Raw genomic sequence first — 17,823 nt, 5'->3', positions numbered from 1 at the left:
CAACTCTCATTTCAAAAATATTTTTTAAAAATATTCCTGCTATCCTCTCTCTCATCACTCTCTACCCCCGTTTGGGATCGCAAATATCTCACTATTTTTTGCCACTTCAATGGAAATTGAAGAATAATTGTAGAAAAAGTCTCAAGACATTGATTATGAAGAGGAAAATATTCAACCCTTCCTAGCTGTAGCTCGGCCCACCTCTAATAATTAAAACTAGGCATCGGTGTGAAATTTCTTCGACGTAGATTCCTAGAATCAAAAGTAAACCGTAAAGTCAATTCATGTGCTCCCCCTGAATTAAACTGCCCCAGCTTTGATACAGTAAAATCAAAGCTATAACCGATCTCAATCCCGTTCGCTAGACTCACACCCAAAAGACCAATCAAGGCCTCATTATTAGGAAGAGAATACTTGGTAGGAAGACCTCGATACCAGAATCCTAAGATCAACGGCTCGAAAAAAAACTCCGCACCAAGATCCAGCTGACTATAGGGACCCTGAGATTTATAATGAAAGGCAAGTGCAAAAGAGCGCTCTTGATCGGTGTTGTTAAAAAAATCATTAATATCTCCTGGAGCTAAATCAAATCGAATTCCTCCATGCGCTGAATAGCGAATCGGCAAGGTATTCGATTCAGCATCTAGGTAACTAATCTCCGGGCGCAGTAAGTGGTGAGCCGAAAAGCCAAACCAAATCCGTTCATTATAATAGAGCAATCCTGCATGAACATCTGGAGAACTCAATTGACTATCCCCTTCAAACCCATCACCAGGCTGCCCAACAATTATACCTCGATCTATATCTAATTGTGTTCCTAAAATAACGTCGTCAAACAAAGCATCACGAACCAAGAAGGCCCCTTGCGCACCAGCGTGCAAATAGCTCGACTCCCCAAGCCGCAATCTGTAACTGTAACTCAGGGCCACCTCATTCAACTGGGTATGGGTGAACGATTCCCTTGCTCCATTTACAATCAGGCCAAATCCAGAATTGTACTTATCTATAAAAATATCTCCATATGCTGAATAAGCCACAAAACTCTGATCAAGTGCAGGCCATTGATTTCTAAAACTAAACCCCACTCTAGTCAGCCCAGTGCTACCTGTGAAGGCTGGATTTAGATATAATGGATTAGCATAGAACTGACTGTACTGAATATCCTGTGCATGGGAGGAAAAGATCAGTATCCAACTGAAAAATAAAATTACAAGCTTCTTCATCATCGGATCAGCTTGAATTTACCTGTTCGAGTCACTTTTTCTCCATCTGTAGCCACCCCGTCAAATCGAAAGACGTAAAAACCAGCATCCATAAGTTTGCCATCCAATCGTCCATCCCAGCCTTCTGTCTGAAGGTCATCAGTTCGAAAAATCACCCCCCCCCAACTATTGAATATGAGAAGCTCAATAGAGACTAACCCCTTATGCTTAGGTAGAAAAAATTTATTCTCCGTGGATTGCGGAGTAAAACCCGTTGGCACCATAACTCGATAACTCCTTGTTATGGATAATTCTTTTACTATTCTAAACTGACATCCTAATTCATCTGTAATTGACAGGGTAATTGGGAATACTCCTTTCTTACCATATACATGTGTGGGATTTTGTAAGGTACTAGAATTCCCATCTCCAAAATCCCAAAGCCATTCCACAGATTCTTCTGACAAATCTGTGAATTGGATCACATCATCTGGAAAGATCCCACCATCAGCATCTCCTCGAATAGTAGTACCCGCCACTACAAAATCAAAATCGCCAGTTAACTCTTCCTCCCTAATTATCACCTCTACTTCTATACCGCTATCAAAGCATTCTGCGAGTCTAGGTTTGGACTGAAGCAAATATTCTCCTGAAAGAGGAATTGCAATAATCTCCTCGTTTTCCAATACCAAACCTTCGCCGGTAAGTAGGTAGTCGTAGGTTTCAAAATCAATTTCTGGAATAAAATCTAAGGCATTGACAGATTGACCTGGTTCACATCCCACAAGTGGTTCTGAGACAGCAATTGATTGATAGTTGGGAAAAGTTACCAGCAAAGTATTGGAGATCGTAGGACAATTCTTTCTATTATAACCCAAAACCTCATAAACCCCAGGCTCTGATACTTGGTAAGAGAAAGCTCCTGCACCTTCAATGAGCTCATCATTCCTGTACCATTCAAATCGCTCGTAAACTTCTTCACCCTGAGCTACTAAAGACAGCACATCACCCTCACATATGATTTGCTCATCGATCAAAGTCGTCTCACCTTCCAGAAAAAGTCCAATAGGCTCAGGCGACTCTTGAATAGTCAAGGTCATCGCATTTCCTGAAGAGGTCTTTCCATAATTATCGGTAATGGTATAGTAAACCGTCACCTCCTCATCCGTAAAACCCTCATTTGAGAAAAAAGTAAAATCCCCAGAATTGTCTCCAGCTCTGAATGTCCCCTGTGGTAAAGTCAATTCACGATTAGCTTCAATACATTTAGCCTGTGAACAAATGTCTGAAGTCTCCTCTTCAATATCTTCGAGTGAAGCATAAAACTGAAGGCAGCGAATTCTACTATCCTCGTTGGGCAAAACGACTTCTTCATCCGTAATGAAATAGGTATTTTCTTGTCCTTCGCAGGAGGCAATATCTGAAAAATCTACTCCCTCAGGGTTTTGGAGTTGATCATCCGCAGAAACTTGAACCACCAAATTCTTGATTTCATGATAATTAGTAAACCCTCCTGTCGAAGCAGCAAAACCGATCTTTAATTCCTGTGGTGGCTCAAAGGCATAAGCCCGATCAAAAATGGGAACGCGCCTTGGATTATTGGGTGTAGTGGTCACCAGCATGTCTACTTTAAAATTGTAACCCACTCCCTGCTCTACAGGCTCCAAATCTATAAACACCTTCCGGTATCCTACTTGATTAGGATCAGTGACACGTTGGGTGCCTATGCCCCCTGAGCTAATTTCAAAAGTATTTGCAGGACTCAGGCCCAGATTACCCGCGTCGAGTGTTTTCCTTCCTATAATAAAAGGGTATCCTGTTAGGCCATTTCCGGGCCCACGTACAACTACTGCATTTGGAACTAGAGAAGTTCCCGATCCCGGGAATCCTCCATTTTTGCCTTCAGCCGAATTGCCAAAATTGCCAAACTCATCGAAACCAATTCCCATATACGCATTTGTCAAACCTGGCTCGTCATTTCGCTGCGCATAGCCAAGTGAACCCCCAAATCCTCCTGGTGCGAAATTTTGAGTGGCAGCATCAAAAAGAAAAACGCTTAGGCCATCTGCTCGATTTACATCGTCGCCACCATAGCTGAAATATTCGAATTCGGCTTTTATCCCATAAAAAGAAGGAAAGGGAATATCTATATAGACGTAGCCAGTTTGACTTGTGAGGTTTTCGGTCAATCGAAGCACTCCATCCACCAATCTTGCATCTCCACCAAAAATGGTTGCTTCCTGAGAATTGCTTGTTTCAAATGTCTCACAATACGGAAAGCCGATTTGACCGTAACCGAAATGAGACAGAAAAATCAATATTAATGGCAGTAGGAATTTTTTCAACCGAAAGGCTAATTAGGGGTAGAAACAAAAATAAGCACAAGACAATAGAAACAAAAAAGCCTTTCGTTATTGAAAGGCCTTTGATTTATCTCATGATAGTTTGTTCCCTATCTGGTCCAATAGAAACTAAATTGATTGGAACCCTAAGTTCGTTCTCTAGGAATTCAACATAGCCCTTTAATTCAGAAGGGAATTTATCGTACTCCCTGATCCCTTTCAAAGAGCAATTCCACCCCTTCATGGTTTTGTAAATAGGTTTTACGTCTAGATCTGATATTTCAAAGCTCAGTTTGTCAATACGTTCACCAGAAGGTAACTCGTAATGGGTACATACTTTGATTTCTTCAAAAATATTGAGCACATCCCCCTTCATCATGTAAAGTTGGGTGACGCCATTGATCATAATCGAGTAACGAAGAGCTGGCAAATCTAACCAACCACATCTTCTAGGTCTACCTGTCGTACTCCCGAATTCGTTCCCCTCTTTTCGCATATCCTCTCCATCCTGATCAAATAATTCTGTTGGGAAAGGCCCGCTACCCACTCGAGTACAGTATGCCTTAAAAATCCCGAACACCTCTCCGATTTTCGATGGTGCCACACCAAGGCCGGTGCAAGCACCTGCTGTCATGGTACTACTACTTGTTACGTAAGGGTAGCTTCCGAAGTCAATATCTAGAAGCGATCCTTGAGCTCCTTCAGCAAGGATTTTTTTACCACCCGACAAGGCTTCATTAACGGTGTATTCGCTATCGATCAGATTAAGACCTTTGACAAAATCCACTGCATCAAAAAACTGCTTCTCCATTTCAGGAAGCTCATCTAAGGAGTAATCATAGAATGAAAGGATCGTCTTATGCTTCTCTACTAAAGCTTGATATTTTTGTCCAAAGTCATTGCTCAGCAAGTCCCCCACCCGAAGGGCAGATCTTCCGATTTTATCCTGATAGGTTGGCCCGATTCCTTTTAGAGTTGAACCGATTTTCTTATCGCCTTTGGACTTTTCATAAGCAGCATCTAGAAGCTTATGCGTAGGAATGATGATTGTTGCCTTTTTAGAAATTACCAGATTCTTCTGGTAATCAATCTTAAACTTTGCTAGCCCGTCTATCTCCTTCTTGAAAATAATTGGATCCAAAACCACTCCATTACCGACAATATTCAGAATGTTTGAGCGAAAAATACCAGAGGGGATTTGATGGAGCACATGCTTTATCCCATCAAACTCTAGTGTGTGGCCTGCATTAGGACCTCCTTGAAATCGAGCGACAATCTCATACTTTGGAGCCAATACGTCCACAACTTTTCCTTTTCCTTCATCTCCCCACTGGAGACCGAGAAGTACGTCCATCTTCATTTGATGTCAGGTCTATAGGTTTATTTTTACTTTTTGAAGCGTGAAATTTGCGATAAGCCTCATGAAAACCAAGAAATGGGCTGTATTTATTGTTGATCAAAAAAAAGCCTTCGCTGAGGAAGGCAGTCTGAGCGGATCGAAATTCCTAATTCTTACTTTTCTTGTTCCTTTCGAAAATCATCCAAAGTATCAAATACAGTGAAAATATTATTCAGTTTGGTGATGATTAATAGCTTTTTCACATGCTCTGACGGAGCAGTCAAATACATCTCTCCATCCACATTTCGCATTTTAGTGAGCATTGTAATGAGCAAGCCTATTCCACTAGAGCTGATATATCGGACCTTACTGAGATCTACGACAAATGTCCGAACACCATTTTCTACGGCATCCGATACCACTTCTACTAGTTTTGGTCCAAGTTGATCTCCGATCAAATCGCCCTCAAGTATCAAGTAATTTGCAAAATCGTCTTTGCTTGAGCTGTATTTTAAGTCCATGAATTTTAATTGAGGGAGTCTGCTGTTTTGTTTTCACAATTCACTTTCTGACAAGCGCCATATAGAATAAGTGAATGGTGCATTACTTTAAAATCGAGAATATCTCCTACGGTATTTTGTATGTTTTGGATTCGTGGATCACAAAATTCCAGCACCTTATTGCATTCCGTGCAGATGAGGTGATCATGTTGTTTGTAGCCGTATGATTTTTCAAATTGGGCTAGATTCTTTCCAAATTGATGTTTGGTAACTAAATCACACTCCACCAACAGATCAAGAGTATTGTACACGGTGGCTCTACTCACACGGTAGTTTTTATTTTTCATACTGATGTAAAGTCCTTCTACATCAAAATGACCCGTACGGCTGTATATTTCCTCCAGAATAGCATATCTCTCAGGAGTCTTTCTCAGTTTTTTCTGCTCTAGGTATGCGGTGAAAATGACTTTTACTTCTTCGAAATTTGAGGTAACTGACGACATTTGGACGTTTTTTGGTAATATAACTTTTCGTTGTTGGAAAAGATTCAAAAGAAATCAATCAAATCTAGAAACTTTTAGAATCCCTTCCACTTTTGAGAGATTTTCCATCAATTTATCTAGATGACTTGTGCTGTGGACATAGAGTCGAATCGTACCTTCAAAAATTCCAGCATCTGAATCCACCGTGATAGAACGCATATTGACTTTGAGTTCATCGGAAATCACTTTAGTCACATCATTAATTAAGCCCACACGATCCGTACCCACAATATGCAGTCCTGCTAGAAATGCAATGGCCTTTTGACTGGTCCAACGGGCCTTTATTACACGGTTGCCATGATTGGAAAGTAGCTCTACAGCATTTGGACAAGAAGTTCGATGAATCTTGATCCCCTCATTCACTGTCACGAAGCCAAATACATCATCTCCTGGAATGGGGTTGCAACATTTAGCCAGAATGTAATCCACCACATCCATATCCTCCCCTATCAGCAATTGGTCGTGATCAGGGCCTTTAATACTCTTCAGTTCTTTTGTAAAGGAGGATTCGTCCTTCACTCGCTCCTGCATGGCCTTTTGCTTCTTTCTCTGGATTTCTAAAAATTCCTTGAAAGCCCGAATCGTGGTGGGATCAATGACCCCCTTCCCTACTCGGTAATAAAATTCATTTGCGGTCTTCAATTCATAGTATGCCCGCAGCTTTTCAACATTTTCTGAGTTGAAAGGCATTTTCATTTGCTTCAGCTTACGTCGTACAATCTCCTTTCCATCTAGTATGGAAGACTTTTTTTCTTCGCGGAGAGCATCCTTTATTTTTGCTTTCGCCCGCGAAGTCACGACGCTATTCAGCCAGTCTTCATTGGGTCTTTGCTTGTTTGAGGTCAAAATCTCTACCTGGTCTCCATTTTTAAGTTTATGCGAAATAGGCACCAACTTTTGATTCACTTTGGCCCCAATGCATTTCGCACCTACTTCGGTGTGGATTTCAAATGCAAAATCAAGTGCCGTTGCACCAAACGGTAACACTTTCAGGTCTCCTTTGGGAGTAAAGACGAAAACCTCTTCGTGAAAAAGATTGCCCCGAAAATCATCCATAAATTCTATGGCATTTGCTTCATTGGATTCAAGCAAGCCCCGAACCTGCGAAATCCAATCATCCAAACCTGAGGGTGATTTGCTATCTTTTTCTTTGTATTTCCAATGAGCGGCATATCCTCGTTCGGCAATTTCATCCATTCGCTTGGTTCGAATCTGTACTTCCACCCACTGCCCAGTGTTGCTCATCACGGTGGTGTGAAGGGATTCATAGCCATTTGAGCGCGGAGTACTGATCCAATCACGGAGTCTGTCAGGATTTGGCTGATAGAAATCAGTGACGATGGAGTACACTTGCCAGCAATCGGCTTTTTCGTTGTCTAACTCACTTTCCAGTATAATCCGAACGGCAAACAAGTCATACACCTCATCAAAAGGTATTCCTTGCTTTTTCATTTTACTGTAAATGGAGTAAACCGATTTGGGCCTTCCTTTGATCGTATAATCAAAAGCCTGCCGACTCAATTCTTCATCCAAAGGCTGGATAAATTTTTTGATGAAACGATTCCTCAGTGATTTAGATTGTTGGATTTTATTGACAATATCTAGATAGGTTTCCGTATCTGTGTATTTCAAATACAAGTCTTCTAACTCAGATTTGATTGTATAAAGACCCAAGCGATGCGCAAGTGGAGCATACAGATACATCGTCTCAGAAGCGATTTTCAATTGCTTGTGCCTTGGCATACTCTGAAGCGTTCGCATATTATTCAAACGATCAGCCAACTTGATCAGAATCACCCTAACGTCATCGGAGAGAGTCAGGAGCATTTTCCGGAAATTTTCCGCCTGCTGAGAGCTACCATATTCAAAAACACCTGAGATTTTGGTCAGCCCATCGATGATGGTCATTACCTTCTTCCCAAAGTCGCGCTCAATATCTTCTAATTCCCAATCAGTGTCCTCCACCACATCGTGAAGTAAAGCGGCAACAATTGAGGTAGTCCCAAGTCCAATCTCTTCCACGCAAATCAGTGCCACTTCCAAAGGATGGTAAATGTATGGTTCACCGGATTTCCTACGCATGTCTTTATGCGCTTCCAGAGAAACATTGAATGCTCGCTTTATTAATTTGGCATCTCCCGGCTTGAGAACCGGTTTGGCCTGACGAAGAAGCCGCCTGTACCGCTTCAGAATTTCTTTGCGTTCTTCTTCTATGTCCACTTGAATCATGACATGAAATTTAAAACAATTTTCACTCTAAAAATTATTTTCGATTAAGGAATATTTTTTTCTTCGAGCCATTGCAAATTTACTTTTCATGTTTACCTTTGCACGCACAATTCAATGAGGAGATAACGATTTCCTCGGAATATGTACTGCGGATGTGGCGAAATTGGTAGACGCACTAGACTTAGGATCTAGCGCCGTAAGGCATGGGGGTTCGAGTCCCTCTATCCGCACTGCTGTCAAACCCTCAATCTCAGCTCTGAATAAGAATGAGGTTGGGGGTTTTTAGTTCAATTTAATCTATAAACAATATCGCTTTGGAAATTACATTAGATAAGCATTCAGCAAATCAGGCTACTATTAAAATTAACTTAAAGGAGTCAGATTACCAACCGAAGGTGGATGCCAAACTCAAAGACTACGCAAAGAAGGCCAATATCAAGGGCTTTCGTCCTGGAAAGGCTCCGCTTGGTATGGTAAAAAACCTGTACGGTACTTCCGTTTTGGTAGAAGAAATCAACACCATACTTGGAGAATCTTTGAATAATTATCTGAAAGAGCAGACTTTCAAAATTTTGGGAGACCCTCTTCCAGTGGAATCCAATGAGGAGAATATTGATTGGAAAAAGCAGAAAGATTTTGAATTTGATTACAAAATCGGGTTTGTAGAAAATATTGATCTTCCTCTCGACGCCAAAATCAAAGCAACCAACTACTCGATCAAGGTAGACGATAAATTAGTAAATGAGACCATTGAGAATCTAAAATCTCAATATGGCAATAGCACTAATCCAGAAATTTCAGAGGCTGGGGACAATCTTTATGGAGATTTGGCCAACGCTGATTCAACTTGGAGCAAAACTCTTACTTTCCCGATAGATAAATTGACCAAAAAATTGGGAGCGAAATTTATCGGTGTTTCCAAAGACGCAGTAATCGAATTCCCTGCCAAAGACGTTAAGAAAGCACAGTGGGAAGAAGCATTTGGCCTTACTGAAGAAGAGCTTGCTCACGTGGACGGTGAATTGAATTTCACGGTGAAAAACATCAACCGTACAGAAATCGCTGAAATGAATCAGGAGTTTTTTGACAAAATCTTCGGTCCAGATCAAGTGAAAAGCGAAGAAGAGTTTATTGCCAAAGTTCAAGAAACTCTACAGGTCAATTACAACAAGGAGGCTGCGCTGTTTACAGAAGAAGAGCTAAAGAAGTCTTTGGTAGAAAAAGCCAACTTGGAGCTTCCTGAAGCATTTTTGAAGGAGTGGCTTTTGAAGGCAAATCAAGGAAAAGTGAGCGCAGAGGATGTAGAAAACGAATATCCTGCATATGCTCGTCAATTGACTTGGTCTTTGATCTCCAATCACCTTGCGACAGCAAATGACATCAAGGCAGAGCACGAAGATGTAATCGAAAAGACTAAGCAAATGGTTCGTGAGCAATTTGCTGCTTCAGGCCTCGGCTCTCAGATGGAAGACAGCATGGATATGTTTGTGGACAATTACCTGAAAGGTGAAGAAGGTCAGAATTATATGAACATGCTTACCTCAGTTCAAAACGACAAGGTATTGGCCATGGTAAAAGAAAAACTCAAGTTGAAGGATAAAGAAATCAGCATTGATGAGTTTAAGGAACTTTTAGAAAAGTAATTTGCTTTAAACGTTATATAAAAAGTCCTTATTTAAGGGCTTTTTTTATTTTTGCTAACCACAACAAAAAATCAGATGATCAATAAGGAAGAATTTAGAAAATACGCCATCCACAATCAGGGCGTCAGCGGTACGGCATTTGATCAGTATACGCAGCATATCGAGAACATGACTCGATCAGTTATCGAAGAGCGACCACAGAACTTTAGAGAGATTGATGTCTTTTCTAGATTGATCATGGATCGTATCATTTTCTTAGGCACAGGAGTAGATGACCACATTGCCAACATCATCGTTGCACAATTGCTTTTCCTTGAGTCAGTGGACGCGAAAAAGGATGTGCTCCTTTACATCAATAGTCCTGGAGGTTCTGTGACTGCAGGCTTGGGTATCTATGATACAATGCAGTACATTGGCCCAGACGTAGCCACTATCTGTACTGGCATCGCCGCATCCATGGGGGCAGTATTACTCGCTGGAGGGGCCAAGGACAAGCGATCTGCACTTCAACATTCTAGAGTGATGATTCACCAGCCATCTGGAGGAATGCAGGGGCAGTCATCGGATATGGAAATTTCCTTAAAGCTCATCCTCTCGATGAGACAGGAGCTTTATCAAATTTTGGCAAATCACACAGGTAAAACTTTCGAGGAAATCGAAAGAGACTCAGATAGAGATTACTGGCTTAAGGCACCTGAGGCCAAAGCATATGGCCTTATTGATGAGGTCTTAATCAAAAAAGTATAATTCATGGCACCAGTTACTTGTTCCTTTTGCGGTAGAAATAAAAAAGACGTTGACCTGATGGTTTCCGGCATCTCGGCTCATATTTGCAATCATTGCATTGAGCAGGCCCATACCATTTTGGGAGAGGAAGAAAAAACCAAAAAAGGCACAAAAAAGTCGAAATTTCAGCTCAAGAAGCCCAAAGAGATCACGGAATTCCTTGGAGAATACGTCATCGGACAAGATGAGGCCAAGAAAGTCCTAGCTGTAGCCGTGTATAACCACTATAAGCGTCTTCAGCAAAAAGATCAGAAGGATGATGTGAAGATTGAAAAATCGAATATCATCATGGTGGGCGATACTGGAACAGGCAAGACCTATTTGGCCAAAACCTTGGCTAAAACGCTTGAGGTTCCCTTCTGTATTGCTGATGCCACGGTACTTACTGAGGCCGGTTATGTAGGAGAAGATGTAGAAAGTATCTTAACTCGATTGCTTCAAGCGGCAGATTATGACGTTGAAGCGGCCGAAAGAGGAATTGTCTATATCGATGAACTGGATAAGATTGCACGAAAGTCTGATAACCCATCCATAACTCGAGATGTGAGTGGAGAAGGTGTGCAGCAGGCAATGCTCAAACTCTTGGAAGGTACTATTGTCAACGTACCCCCTCAAGGAGGTAGAAAGCACCCTGACCAAAAAATGATCGCCGTCAATACTGAGAATATACTCTTCATTTGCGGAGGCGCATTCGATGGGATTGCAAGGCATATCGGCAAGCGCTTGAATACCCAGCCAATGGGCTTCAATAAGGGTGGTGGAGCTGCATTAGCAGATCGCGAGAATCTTCTTCAATATGTCACTGCACAAGATTTGAAGGCCTTTGGCTTGATTCCTGAATTGATCGGTCGACTTCCAGTTTTGACCTACCTAGATCCGCTCAGCAAAGATACTTTGAAGCTCATTTTGACCGAACCAAAGAATGCCTTGGTCAAGCAATATGCGCGCCTGTTAGCGATGGAAAACGTGGAATTGAAATTCGAGGAAAGCGGAATAGATTTTATCGTAGATCAAGCGGTAGCTTTTAATCTTGGAGCTAGAGGTCTAAGATCGATTTGTGAAGCGATCATCACGGATGCCATGTTTGAGATCCCTTCGGATGATACAGTGAAGGAGCTAGTCATCGACGCAAAATATGCTGAGGAGAAATTCAATAAATCAAAATTCAAACGGCTTCAAGTAGCCTAACAACTAGCCCTCGGTCATCGATCGAGGGCTATTTTTTTAATGCTTCCAAGAGCATTTTCGCTGTAGTTTCTGATGCACTTTGCTCACCTATTTTTTCCAAAATCTCGTCGTAGCCTTGAAGCATCAATCCTTTGTACACCTGATTGGTAAGTAAAGCTTGGAGCTCTTGCTTGATTTTTTCAATTGAGAAATCATCTTGGATCAGCTCTTTTACGACTTCTCGCTGCGCAATTAGATTTACTAAAGAAATAAACTCAATCTGCACCAGACGCTTTGCGATTTGATAGGAAATCGTGCTGGTTCGATAAACCACCACTTGCGGCACACGAAACAAGGCTGTCTCTAAGGTGGCCGTCCCAGACGTCACCACAGCAGCAATGGCATGATGAAGAAGATCGTATGTCTGATCAAAAACAACCTTAATACCGGCTTTAATTGCGCTCTCATAGACCTGAGCATCTAGAGACTCAACCCCTGCCACGACAAATTGCATCTGATCGAAGCTTTGAGCCACTTCGATCATTTTCGAAAGCATGGCAGTCACTTCTTGTTTTCGACTTCCTGGTAAAAGTGCCACAATGGGCTTGAAGCTCAATTCATTTTTCTGAAAGAAAAATTCATGTGGCTTAAATTTCTTCACCTCATCCAAGAGCGGATTGCCCACATAGGCCACATCCATACCATATTTTTTGAAAAATTCCTGCTCAAAAGGAAGAATGGAATAAACTTGATCAGTAAACGCTTTGAGTTTCAATGCGCGTTTTTGATTCCAAGCCCAGACTTTCGGAGGTATGTAATAATGTACCGGAATATTCTTAGCAGAGGCAAACTCAGCGATTTTCATATTGAAGCCACCATAATCGACCAATACGATCAAATCTGGCTGGAAAGAAAGTATGTCCTTTTTGATCAGATTGAGATACTTGAGGACTTTCCTAAATCCGAGCACCACCTCCACAAAACCCATGAGTGCCACTTCAGAATAATCAACCGCAAGCTCTACTCCTGCTTTGGAAGAATACGCTCCGCCCATTCCCCTGAAATGAATTGAGCTATCCTGACGAAGAGTTTCCTCCACAAGATTAGATGCGTGCAGATCTCCCGAGCGCTCGCCACAGATGATATAGATTTTTTTAGAAGCCAAGGTTCACTAGTAGAGACAAATATGGGGGAAAAAGCTTCAGAAAAAAATGCAAATCAAAAAGCTTGATTCTACCTATCAGTCTCCAAAATACTCCACAAAATTTCGCTCAGTTTCGTACAGAGTCAACTTATACAAATGTCCATCTGGAACGATCTGGTCTACTTGAGGCTTTAGAATTTTCCAAAACTCCATCACCAGATTTTCGCAGCTGGCCATTTTTCCAAACATAAAATCTACATCGAGATTGAGGTTTTTATGATCAACTTTATCGATAATTTGACGACGAATCAAGGTGCTTAGCTGCTTGAGGTCCACTACAAAGCCGGTCTCTGGGTCTGGGTTCCCTTTTACAGTGACAATCAACTCAAAGTTATGCCCATGCCAATTTACATTGGCACATGGTCCAAAAACTTCGAAATTTCTCTCATCAGACCATGCCGGATTCCATAGCTTATGGGCGGCATTGAAGTGTTCTTTTCTACAAACGTAAACCATCTCCTTCTCAAATTCTGGGCAAATTTAGCTAAAAAAATATACTTGCCTAAAGTGATAAATAAACAAAAGGGCTTCCGAAAAATCGAAAGCCCTTTTTAATGGAAAAAGCTCAAATTAAGCCTCATTCAATTTCTGGAAGAAGATCACCATATGATCCTCTCTACTCAGGTCAAGCTTATTATCCTTCACAATTTTCTTTGCTATGGTTTGATCTGCATCATCGAGTGCCTTTATAATATTGTTGGTTCTATTTCTAACTGTACTTGCTTCTTTAGCATCGGAAACCAAATAGAATCTCTCCTCAAAAACGAACATTTTACCAGGAGTTGGTGCATAGCTATTTTTTGGTGGAGTAACAAGATCTGTAGTGTATTGGCGCACCAGAGTATATTTTTCTCCCTCAGCTAACACATTTACAAAATCATCCTCCTTCACGCCTTTGATTTGATCAAACCCTTTTTTGAAAAGTAACTTGGTCAGTAAACCATCTGTGCTATTTGCAATCACAATCGAAGGTCTTTCTAACAGCATGTATTCTACATAATTCTTGTTCAAGAAAATCTTATTTCCTGCCTCATTGATAACCTCAAATTCATTCTCGAAAATATTGAACTTGTATGCCACATTTTCCTTCAACCCTGCATTGGTCGTAGCAACATCTGCCCGTGCCCAATCATCGAAAAGATATGGAGAACCTTCTACCCCATCATAGCCAGAAAGCCTCGCAGGTGCTCCATTCATGTCTATATTAGAAATTTGAGCAAAAGAGGCCTGTGTAAACAACAAACCAATCACTATTAATACTTTTTTCATTTTACTGTTTTATAACTTTTTTGTGTAATGTTAAACTGTAGGTGTTTATTCTCAATATATATAGTCCAGATCGACTAGGAAGGTTCATTTTGACTTCCATTTCCTGAGATATTTTTGATTTATCTTCTTGGATCAAAACACGACCTGAAAGATCGACGAGCTGGAATTGAATTGGCCCTGTATAGTCATTAGCAATGTTGATATTCAAAACATCATCACTAGGAATTGGTCCGATGAAAACCCCAAATCTACTTAATTCAGGCTCGTCCTCCTCAATAGCTGAAATCACAACAGGATCAGAAACCCGATTACATGCTCCATCGAAAATCGCTACTTGATAGGATCCATCACCACTTACTTCAAATGATCTGGAAGTTGCGCCGGGAATCACCTGTCCATTGGCATACCATTGATAGGATGAACCGGGCTGCTGCGATGTTAGTACATTGCCATTGGCGACGACATTTGGCTTCACGATATCATTACCAGTCACTGTGATTTCTTGCTCAAACATGGTAAACCCATCCGCATTGGAAACCTTGAGTGAAACGGTATAAACACCAGCCTGATCAAAGACGAAGAAAGGCTCTTCCAATGTAGAAGTACCAAGTCCATCAAAATCCCACTCGTATTCGGCGATCGCTCCTTCACTCAGATTCTCGAAAGTTAGCGCCGCACCCACGCAATTGTATTGGAATGCAAAGTTAGCGAAAAGTACATCCTCACAGTTTTCCTGAAGCCAGCCAGTAGCATCGGTTACCTCGGCATCCGTACCCAGATTAATAATACCTTCACCTACCAGATTTACAGAATTAACATCGAGGAAGTCAAAGCAATACTTTCTGTAGTTGGGATAAGTGAAAGTTCCCGTCACAGGAGACACTATTCGCGCTCTATTTCCTGAGGTGGCATTGGATGATAGTTCTCCGGTCGCTTCAAAATTTCCAGCATTACCTAGGTTCAAGAGGGCGTTCGGGCCTAAGTTGAAGTCCCGTACGGATAGAGTTGGAATCTGCATTCTCACTTGCCCCTCACTAATATTCAAATCCATAAATCCACCCGTACTCAGATCCAGCTGACCAGAAGTTACCTCAAGCATCTCGAAAGAAATGGCAGCCTCATTTTTGAAAGTACCCGTAGATCCATCAAAGACCAAAGAGAGACCTTCTTTCAACTCAGCACCTGCTTGGATATCTATTTGATCTGAAAAATCAATTGATGTCACATTCCCGCTTAACTTGGCATTCGCACTCATAGTCAAGCTTGATAGTGAAACGGCACCTATGCCAAGGTTCAACACCGCATTGTCTATCGCTACATTGTCTAATACATTTGCCGAGATCACTTTCCAGTTTCCAGATTCAAACTTCAGATCAACATCAGAGAAAGTCGCAAGCCCTAGCTCCACAAGAAGCTCATTATTCCCAGAACCCTCGAATACAAGTGCGCCATTTTGAATTTCAGTAATTTGATTGCTCACTCTAAACCCATTGGTCACTACGATTTCGTTGTTTTGAAGATTAAATTTCACCAATTGGTTACCAAAGAAGTTGACACTGAATGCCTCTGCTGATTCCGTAAACAAAACTTCTTGACTTCCTCCAGAAGCACCTTCAAACACCACTCTAGTCCCACTTCCTGGAATTCTATTTGCACTGGATCCATTCGCTGTGGTTGACCAGTTAGCCGGGCTATTCCAGCTTCCTCCATCTTCCCCGATCCAATAAAGTGTTTCGTCGGCGCCATCTATGGTACCAGCTGTGAATACCAACGCATATTGCTGTAAGCCAAATTCCAAGTCGCCTTTATGTGAAATTACCACTCTGTATTTCTGCGCCTTTGGCGAGTTGATTTCTATCTTCTCGACATTGTCCCGGAAATTATCCGCAGTATTTATTCCTGTGGCTGATGCGGCAAGAGCTGGATTCAATGTCCATGGGAAGAACTCCTGGCCGTCTTCATCAAAAATTCGCATATCAAGATCATTCACGAGCATGATATCTGTAGGATCCAATCCCGTTCCTGCAGGAGCTCCTTCAGGATCAGTCCAAACTAGTGTTGCTTTTATTGGGGTGATTCCATCCGACACGAATTCGAATTCAAAGCTCTCACCATTACCCAAGATATCTTCTCTGATAATTTTTGAAGAGCCATCTTCATCTAAAATAATCTGGGCACCACTAGCTACATCTAGTAACCCCCAACCATTCATGTAGTCAGGCCCCGGCGCAGGTCCAGCTTCTTTGGTGGTATGAATAGCCAAAGCCTTCACTGTGGATGACAACATGAATCGTCCTGCGTTTCTCTCTGAATACAATTGCTGCAAAAGAAACAAGGAGCCTGTCACATTAGGTGCAGCCATGGAAGTACCGCTTTGGCTAGCATAAGAATCACCTCCATTTGAATTGATAGAGGCACTAAAAACATTTACGCCCATTGCTACCAAATCGGGTTTGATTCGACCGTCATCTGTAGGCCCCCAAGAAGAAAAAGAACTCATCACCACAGATTGTGGGTTCTGATAATCCAAGACTTTTTCTACTGCTCCAATTGTTAATCCATTTTTAGATACTGCTCTCCACGCCAAAATATCTGATGGTCCGTCTGGCGGCCTAGTTCCATCACCTCGGTCGGAACGATCATTCCCTGCAGCAAAGACAGGTAAATAATAAGGTTTAGAAAACATCACCTGATCCATCGCTGCACTAAGCGTAGAATAAAATCCAAATCTCCAGTCCTCTTCTGTGCTGATGCTTGGGTTTCCTAGCCAATTGGAGCCTTCCCAACCCATTCCTATCGAATACGAATGATTTGAAAGCAACATTCCATTGGGTTTAGTTTCTGGGTCGTATGCATTTGAGGTCATCTTATTGGCATCATTATCCCAATTGAAGGACCATGCTGTAGCTTCATTCGCCATACCCTTGGCCGCCGCATTAACACCTTGCCCCATGATTGTCCCTGACACGTGAGTAGAGTGTGTACTTAGGGTTTCTGTAGACCCATCAACTTGTGTCAATCGCCCACCATATTCTACATGGTCTACTTTTGGACGAGTCTGATCAAAAATACCAACAGTAAGTCCCTTACCTGTAAGGTCCAGACCTAAATCTCCCCCTGGTTGTAATTGAATTGCGCCAGTAGTAATTGCTGCATCTACATTACTGTTTGTGAAATTAATGACTGGCCATCCGGTTTCGTCTAAAAATTGGATTCGTGAAACAATACCATCCTCACCCATCATGCCTCCATCAGCATTCAAAAAACTGAATTTAGATTCGTCGATGCTTTTTGGAGCGTAGGTGAACTGAGATAAATTCACCCTAAGTTTTTGTTCGGTTAATTTTCTTGCTTCTTTCAATTGCTGCTCTTTTGAAAGAGTATTCTGGGCAAATGCCCCCGAACTCAAAATCAAACAGCAAAGGGTAAATAATAGTCTCATAAGCATATTCGTTCTTCTAGTAAAACGGTGATTGAGGAAGGATGTTTACTAGATTTTTCAATCAGATTTTATTCCTGTAAAAATAGTTTCAGGTTTCTTGAAATAAAAATTTGAAATAAAAAAAGGAGGGCCGAAACCCTCCTTTTATTCATTCTTAA

The 17,823-nt window shown here is 41.6% G+C and carries 13 protein-coding genes and 1 tRNA gene; 4 read left to right on the top strand and 10 right to left on the bottom strand.

Features of this window, described 5'->3' with window-relative positions; genetic code table 11:
* Positions 1-203 precede the first annotated feature (203 nt).
* The 6 genes from ACFOSV_RS01805 to ACFOSV_RS01780 all read right to left on the bottom strand — a co-directional run bounded on the left by ACFOSV_RS01805 (position 204) and on the right by ACFOSV_RS01780 (position 8,154).
* Positions 204-1,226 (bottom strand): PorP/SprF family type IX secretion system membrane protein, encoded by a 1,023-nt coding sequence (locus ACFOSV_RS01805; protein ID WP_377902771.1) that lies wholly within the window; start codon positions 1,224-1,226, stop codon positions 204-206.
* Complete coding sequence (locus ACFOSV_RS01800) at positions 1,223-3,547, bottom strand: PKD domain-containing protein (protein ID WP_377902769.1); 2,325 nt, start codon at positions 3,545-3,547, stop codon at positions 1,223-1,225. The genes ACFOSV_RS01805 and ACFOSV_RS01800 overlap by 4 nt, the downstream gene beginning before the upstream one ends.
* A gap of 85 nt (positions 3,548-3,632) precedes the next feature.
* Positions 3,633-4,904 carry an adenylosuccinate synthase gene (locus ACFOSV_RS01795; protein ID WP_377902767.1) on the bottom strand — a complete coding sequence of 424 codons (1,272 nt, stop codon included), beginning with the start codon at positions 4,902-4,904 and terminating at the stop codon, positions 3,633-3,635.
* Positions 4,905-5,056: 152 nt separating this feature from the next.
* Positions 5,057-5,404 carry an STAS domain-containing protein gene (locus ACFOSV_RS01790; protein ID WP_377902765.1) on the bottom strand — a complete coding sequence of 116 codons (348 nt, stop codon included), beginning with the start codon at positions 5,402-5,404 and terminating at the stop codon, positions 5,057-5,059.
* Between the two features lie 5 nt (positions 5,405-5,409).
* A complete protein-coding gene (locus ACFOSV_RS01785; protein ID WP_377902763.1) occupies positions 5,410-5,886 on the bottom strand; it encodes a Fur family transcriptional regulator in 477 nt (158 codons plus the stop codon).
* Positions 5,887-5,940: 54 nt separating this feature from the next.
* On the bottom strand, positions 5,941-8,154 hold the full coding sequence (locus ACFOSV_RS01780) for a RelA/SpoT family protein (RefSeq protein WP_377902761.1): 2,214 nt from the start codon (positions 8,152-8,154) through the stop codon (positions 5,941-5,943).
* 148 nt (positions 8,155-8,302) lie between these two features.
* On the opposite strand from ACFOSV_RS01780, the gene ACFOSV_RS01775 reads away from it, so the two are divergent.
* From ACFOSV_RS01775 to clpX, 4 genes are all read left to right on the top strand, one after another.
* Positions 8,303-8,384, top strand: a tRNA-Leu gene (locus tag ACFOSV_RS01775).
* 84 nt (positions 8,385-8,468) lie between these two features.
* Positions 8,469-9,797 (top strand): trigger factor, encoded by a 1,329-nt coding sequence (locus tag ACFOSV_RS01770; RefSeq protein ID WP_377902759.1) that lies wholly within the window; start codon positions 8,469-8,471, stop codon positions 9,795-9,797.
* A gap of 75 nt (positions 9,798-9,872) precedes the next feature.
* Positions 9,873-10,544, top strand: a complete 672-nt coding sequence (locus tag ACFOSV_RS01765; RefSeq protein WP_377902757.1) for a ClpP family protease — start codon at positions 9,873-9,875, stop codon at positions 10,542-10,544.
* A gap of 3 nt (positions 10,545-10,547) precedes the next feature.
* Positions 10,548-11,771 (top strand): ATP-dependent Clp protease ATP-binding subunit ClpX, encoded by a 1,224-nt coding sequence (clpX, locus tag ACFOSV_RS01760; protein ID WP_377902755.1) that lies wholly within the window; start codon positions 10,548-10,550, stop codon positions 11,769-11,771.
* Positions 11,772-11,799: 28 nt separating this feature from the next.
* Here clpX and lpxB read toward each other — a convergent pair whose 3' ends face one another.
* The 4 genes from lpxB to ACFOSV_RS01740 all read right to left on the bottom strand — a co-directional run bounded on the left by lpxB (position 11,800) and on the right by ACFOSV_RS01740 (position 17,665).
* The gene (gene lpxB / locus ACFOSV_RS01755; RefSeq protein ID WP_377902753.1) at positions 11,800-12,915 is read right to left on the bottom strand and encodes a lipid-A-disaccharide synthase; all 1,116 of its coding nucleotides are present in this window, start codon (positions 12,913-12,915) and stop codon (positions 11,800-11,802) included.
* Positions 12,916-12,990: 75 nt separating this feature from the next.
* Positions 12,991-13,410, bottom strand: coding sequence for a 6-pyruvoyl trahydropterin synthase family protein (locus ACFOSV_RS01750; RefSeq protein WP_377902751.1), 420 nt, complete (start codon positions 13,408-13,410; stop codon positions 12,991-12,993).
* Positions 13,411-13,524: 114 nt separating this feature from the next.
* Positions 13,525-14,223 carry a hypothetical protein gene (locus ACFOSV_RS01745; protein WP_377902749.1) on the bottom strand — a complete coding sequence of 233 codons (699 nt, stop codon included), beginning with the start codon at positions 14,221-14,223 and terminating at the stop codon, positions 13,525-13,527.
* A gap of 1 nt (position 14,224) precedes the next feature.
* Positions 14,225-17,665 (bottom strand): S8 family serine peptidase, encoded by a 3,441-nt coding sequence (locus ACFOSV_RS01740; RefSeq protein ID WP_377902747.1) that lies wholly within the window; start codon positions 17,663-17,665, stop codon positions 14,225-14,227.
* Positions 17,666-17,823 lie beyond the last annotated feature (158 nt).

Origin of the sequence: Algoriphagus namhaensis (genome assembly GCF_042649705.1) — a bacterium.
Lineage (GTDB): Bacteria > Bacteroidota > Bacteroidia > Cytophagales > Cyclobacteriaceae > Algoriphagus > Algoriphagus namhaensis.
Note: the sequence above shows the minus strand (reverse complement) of the source record. Positions and strands in the feature narration are given on the sequence as shown.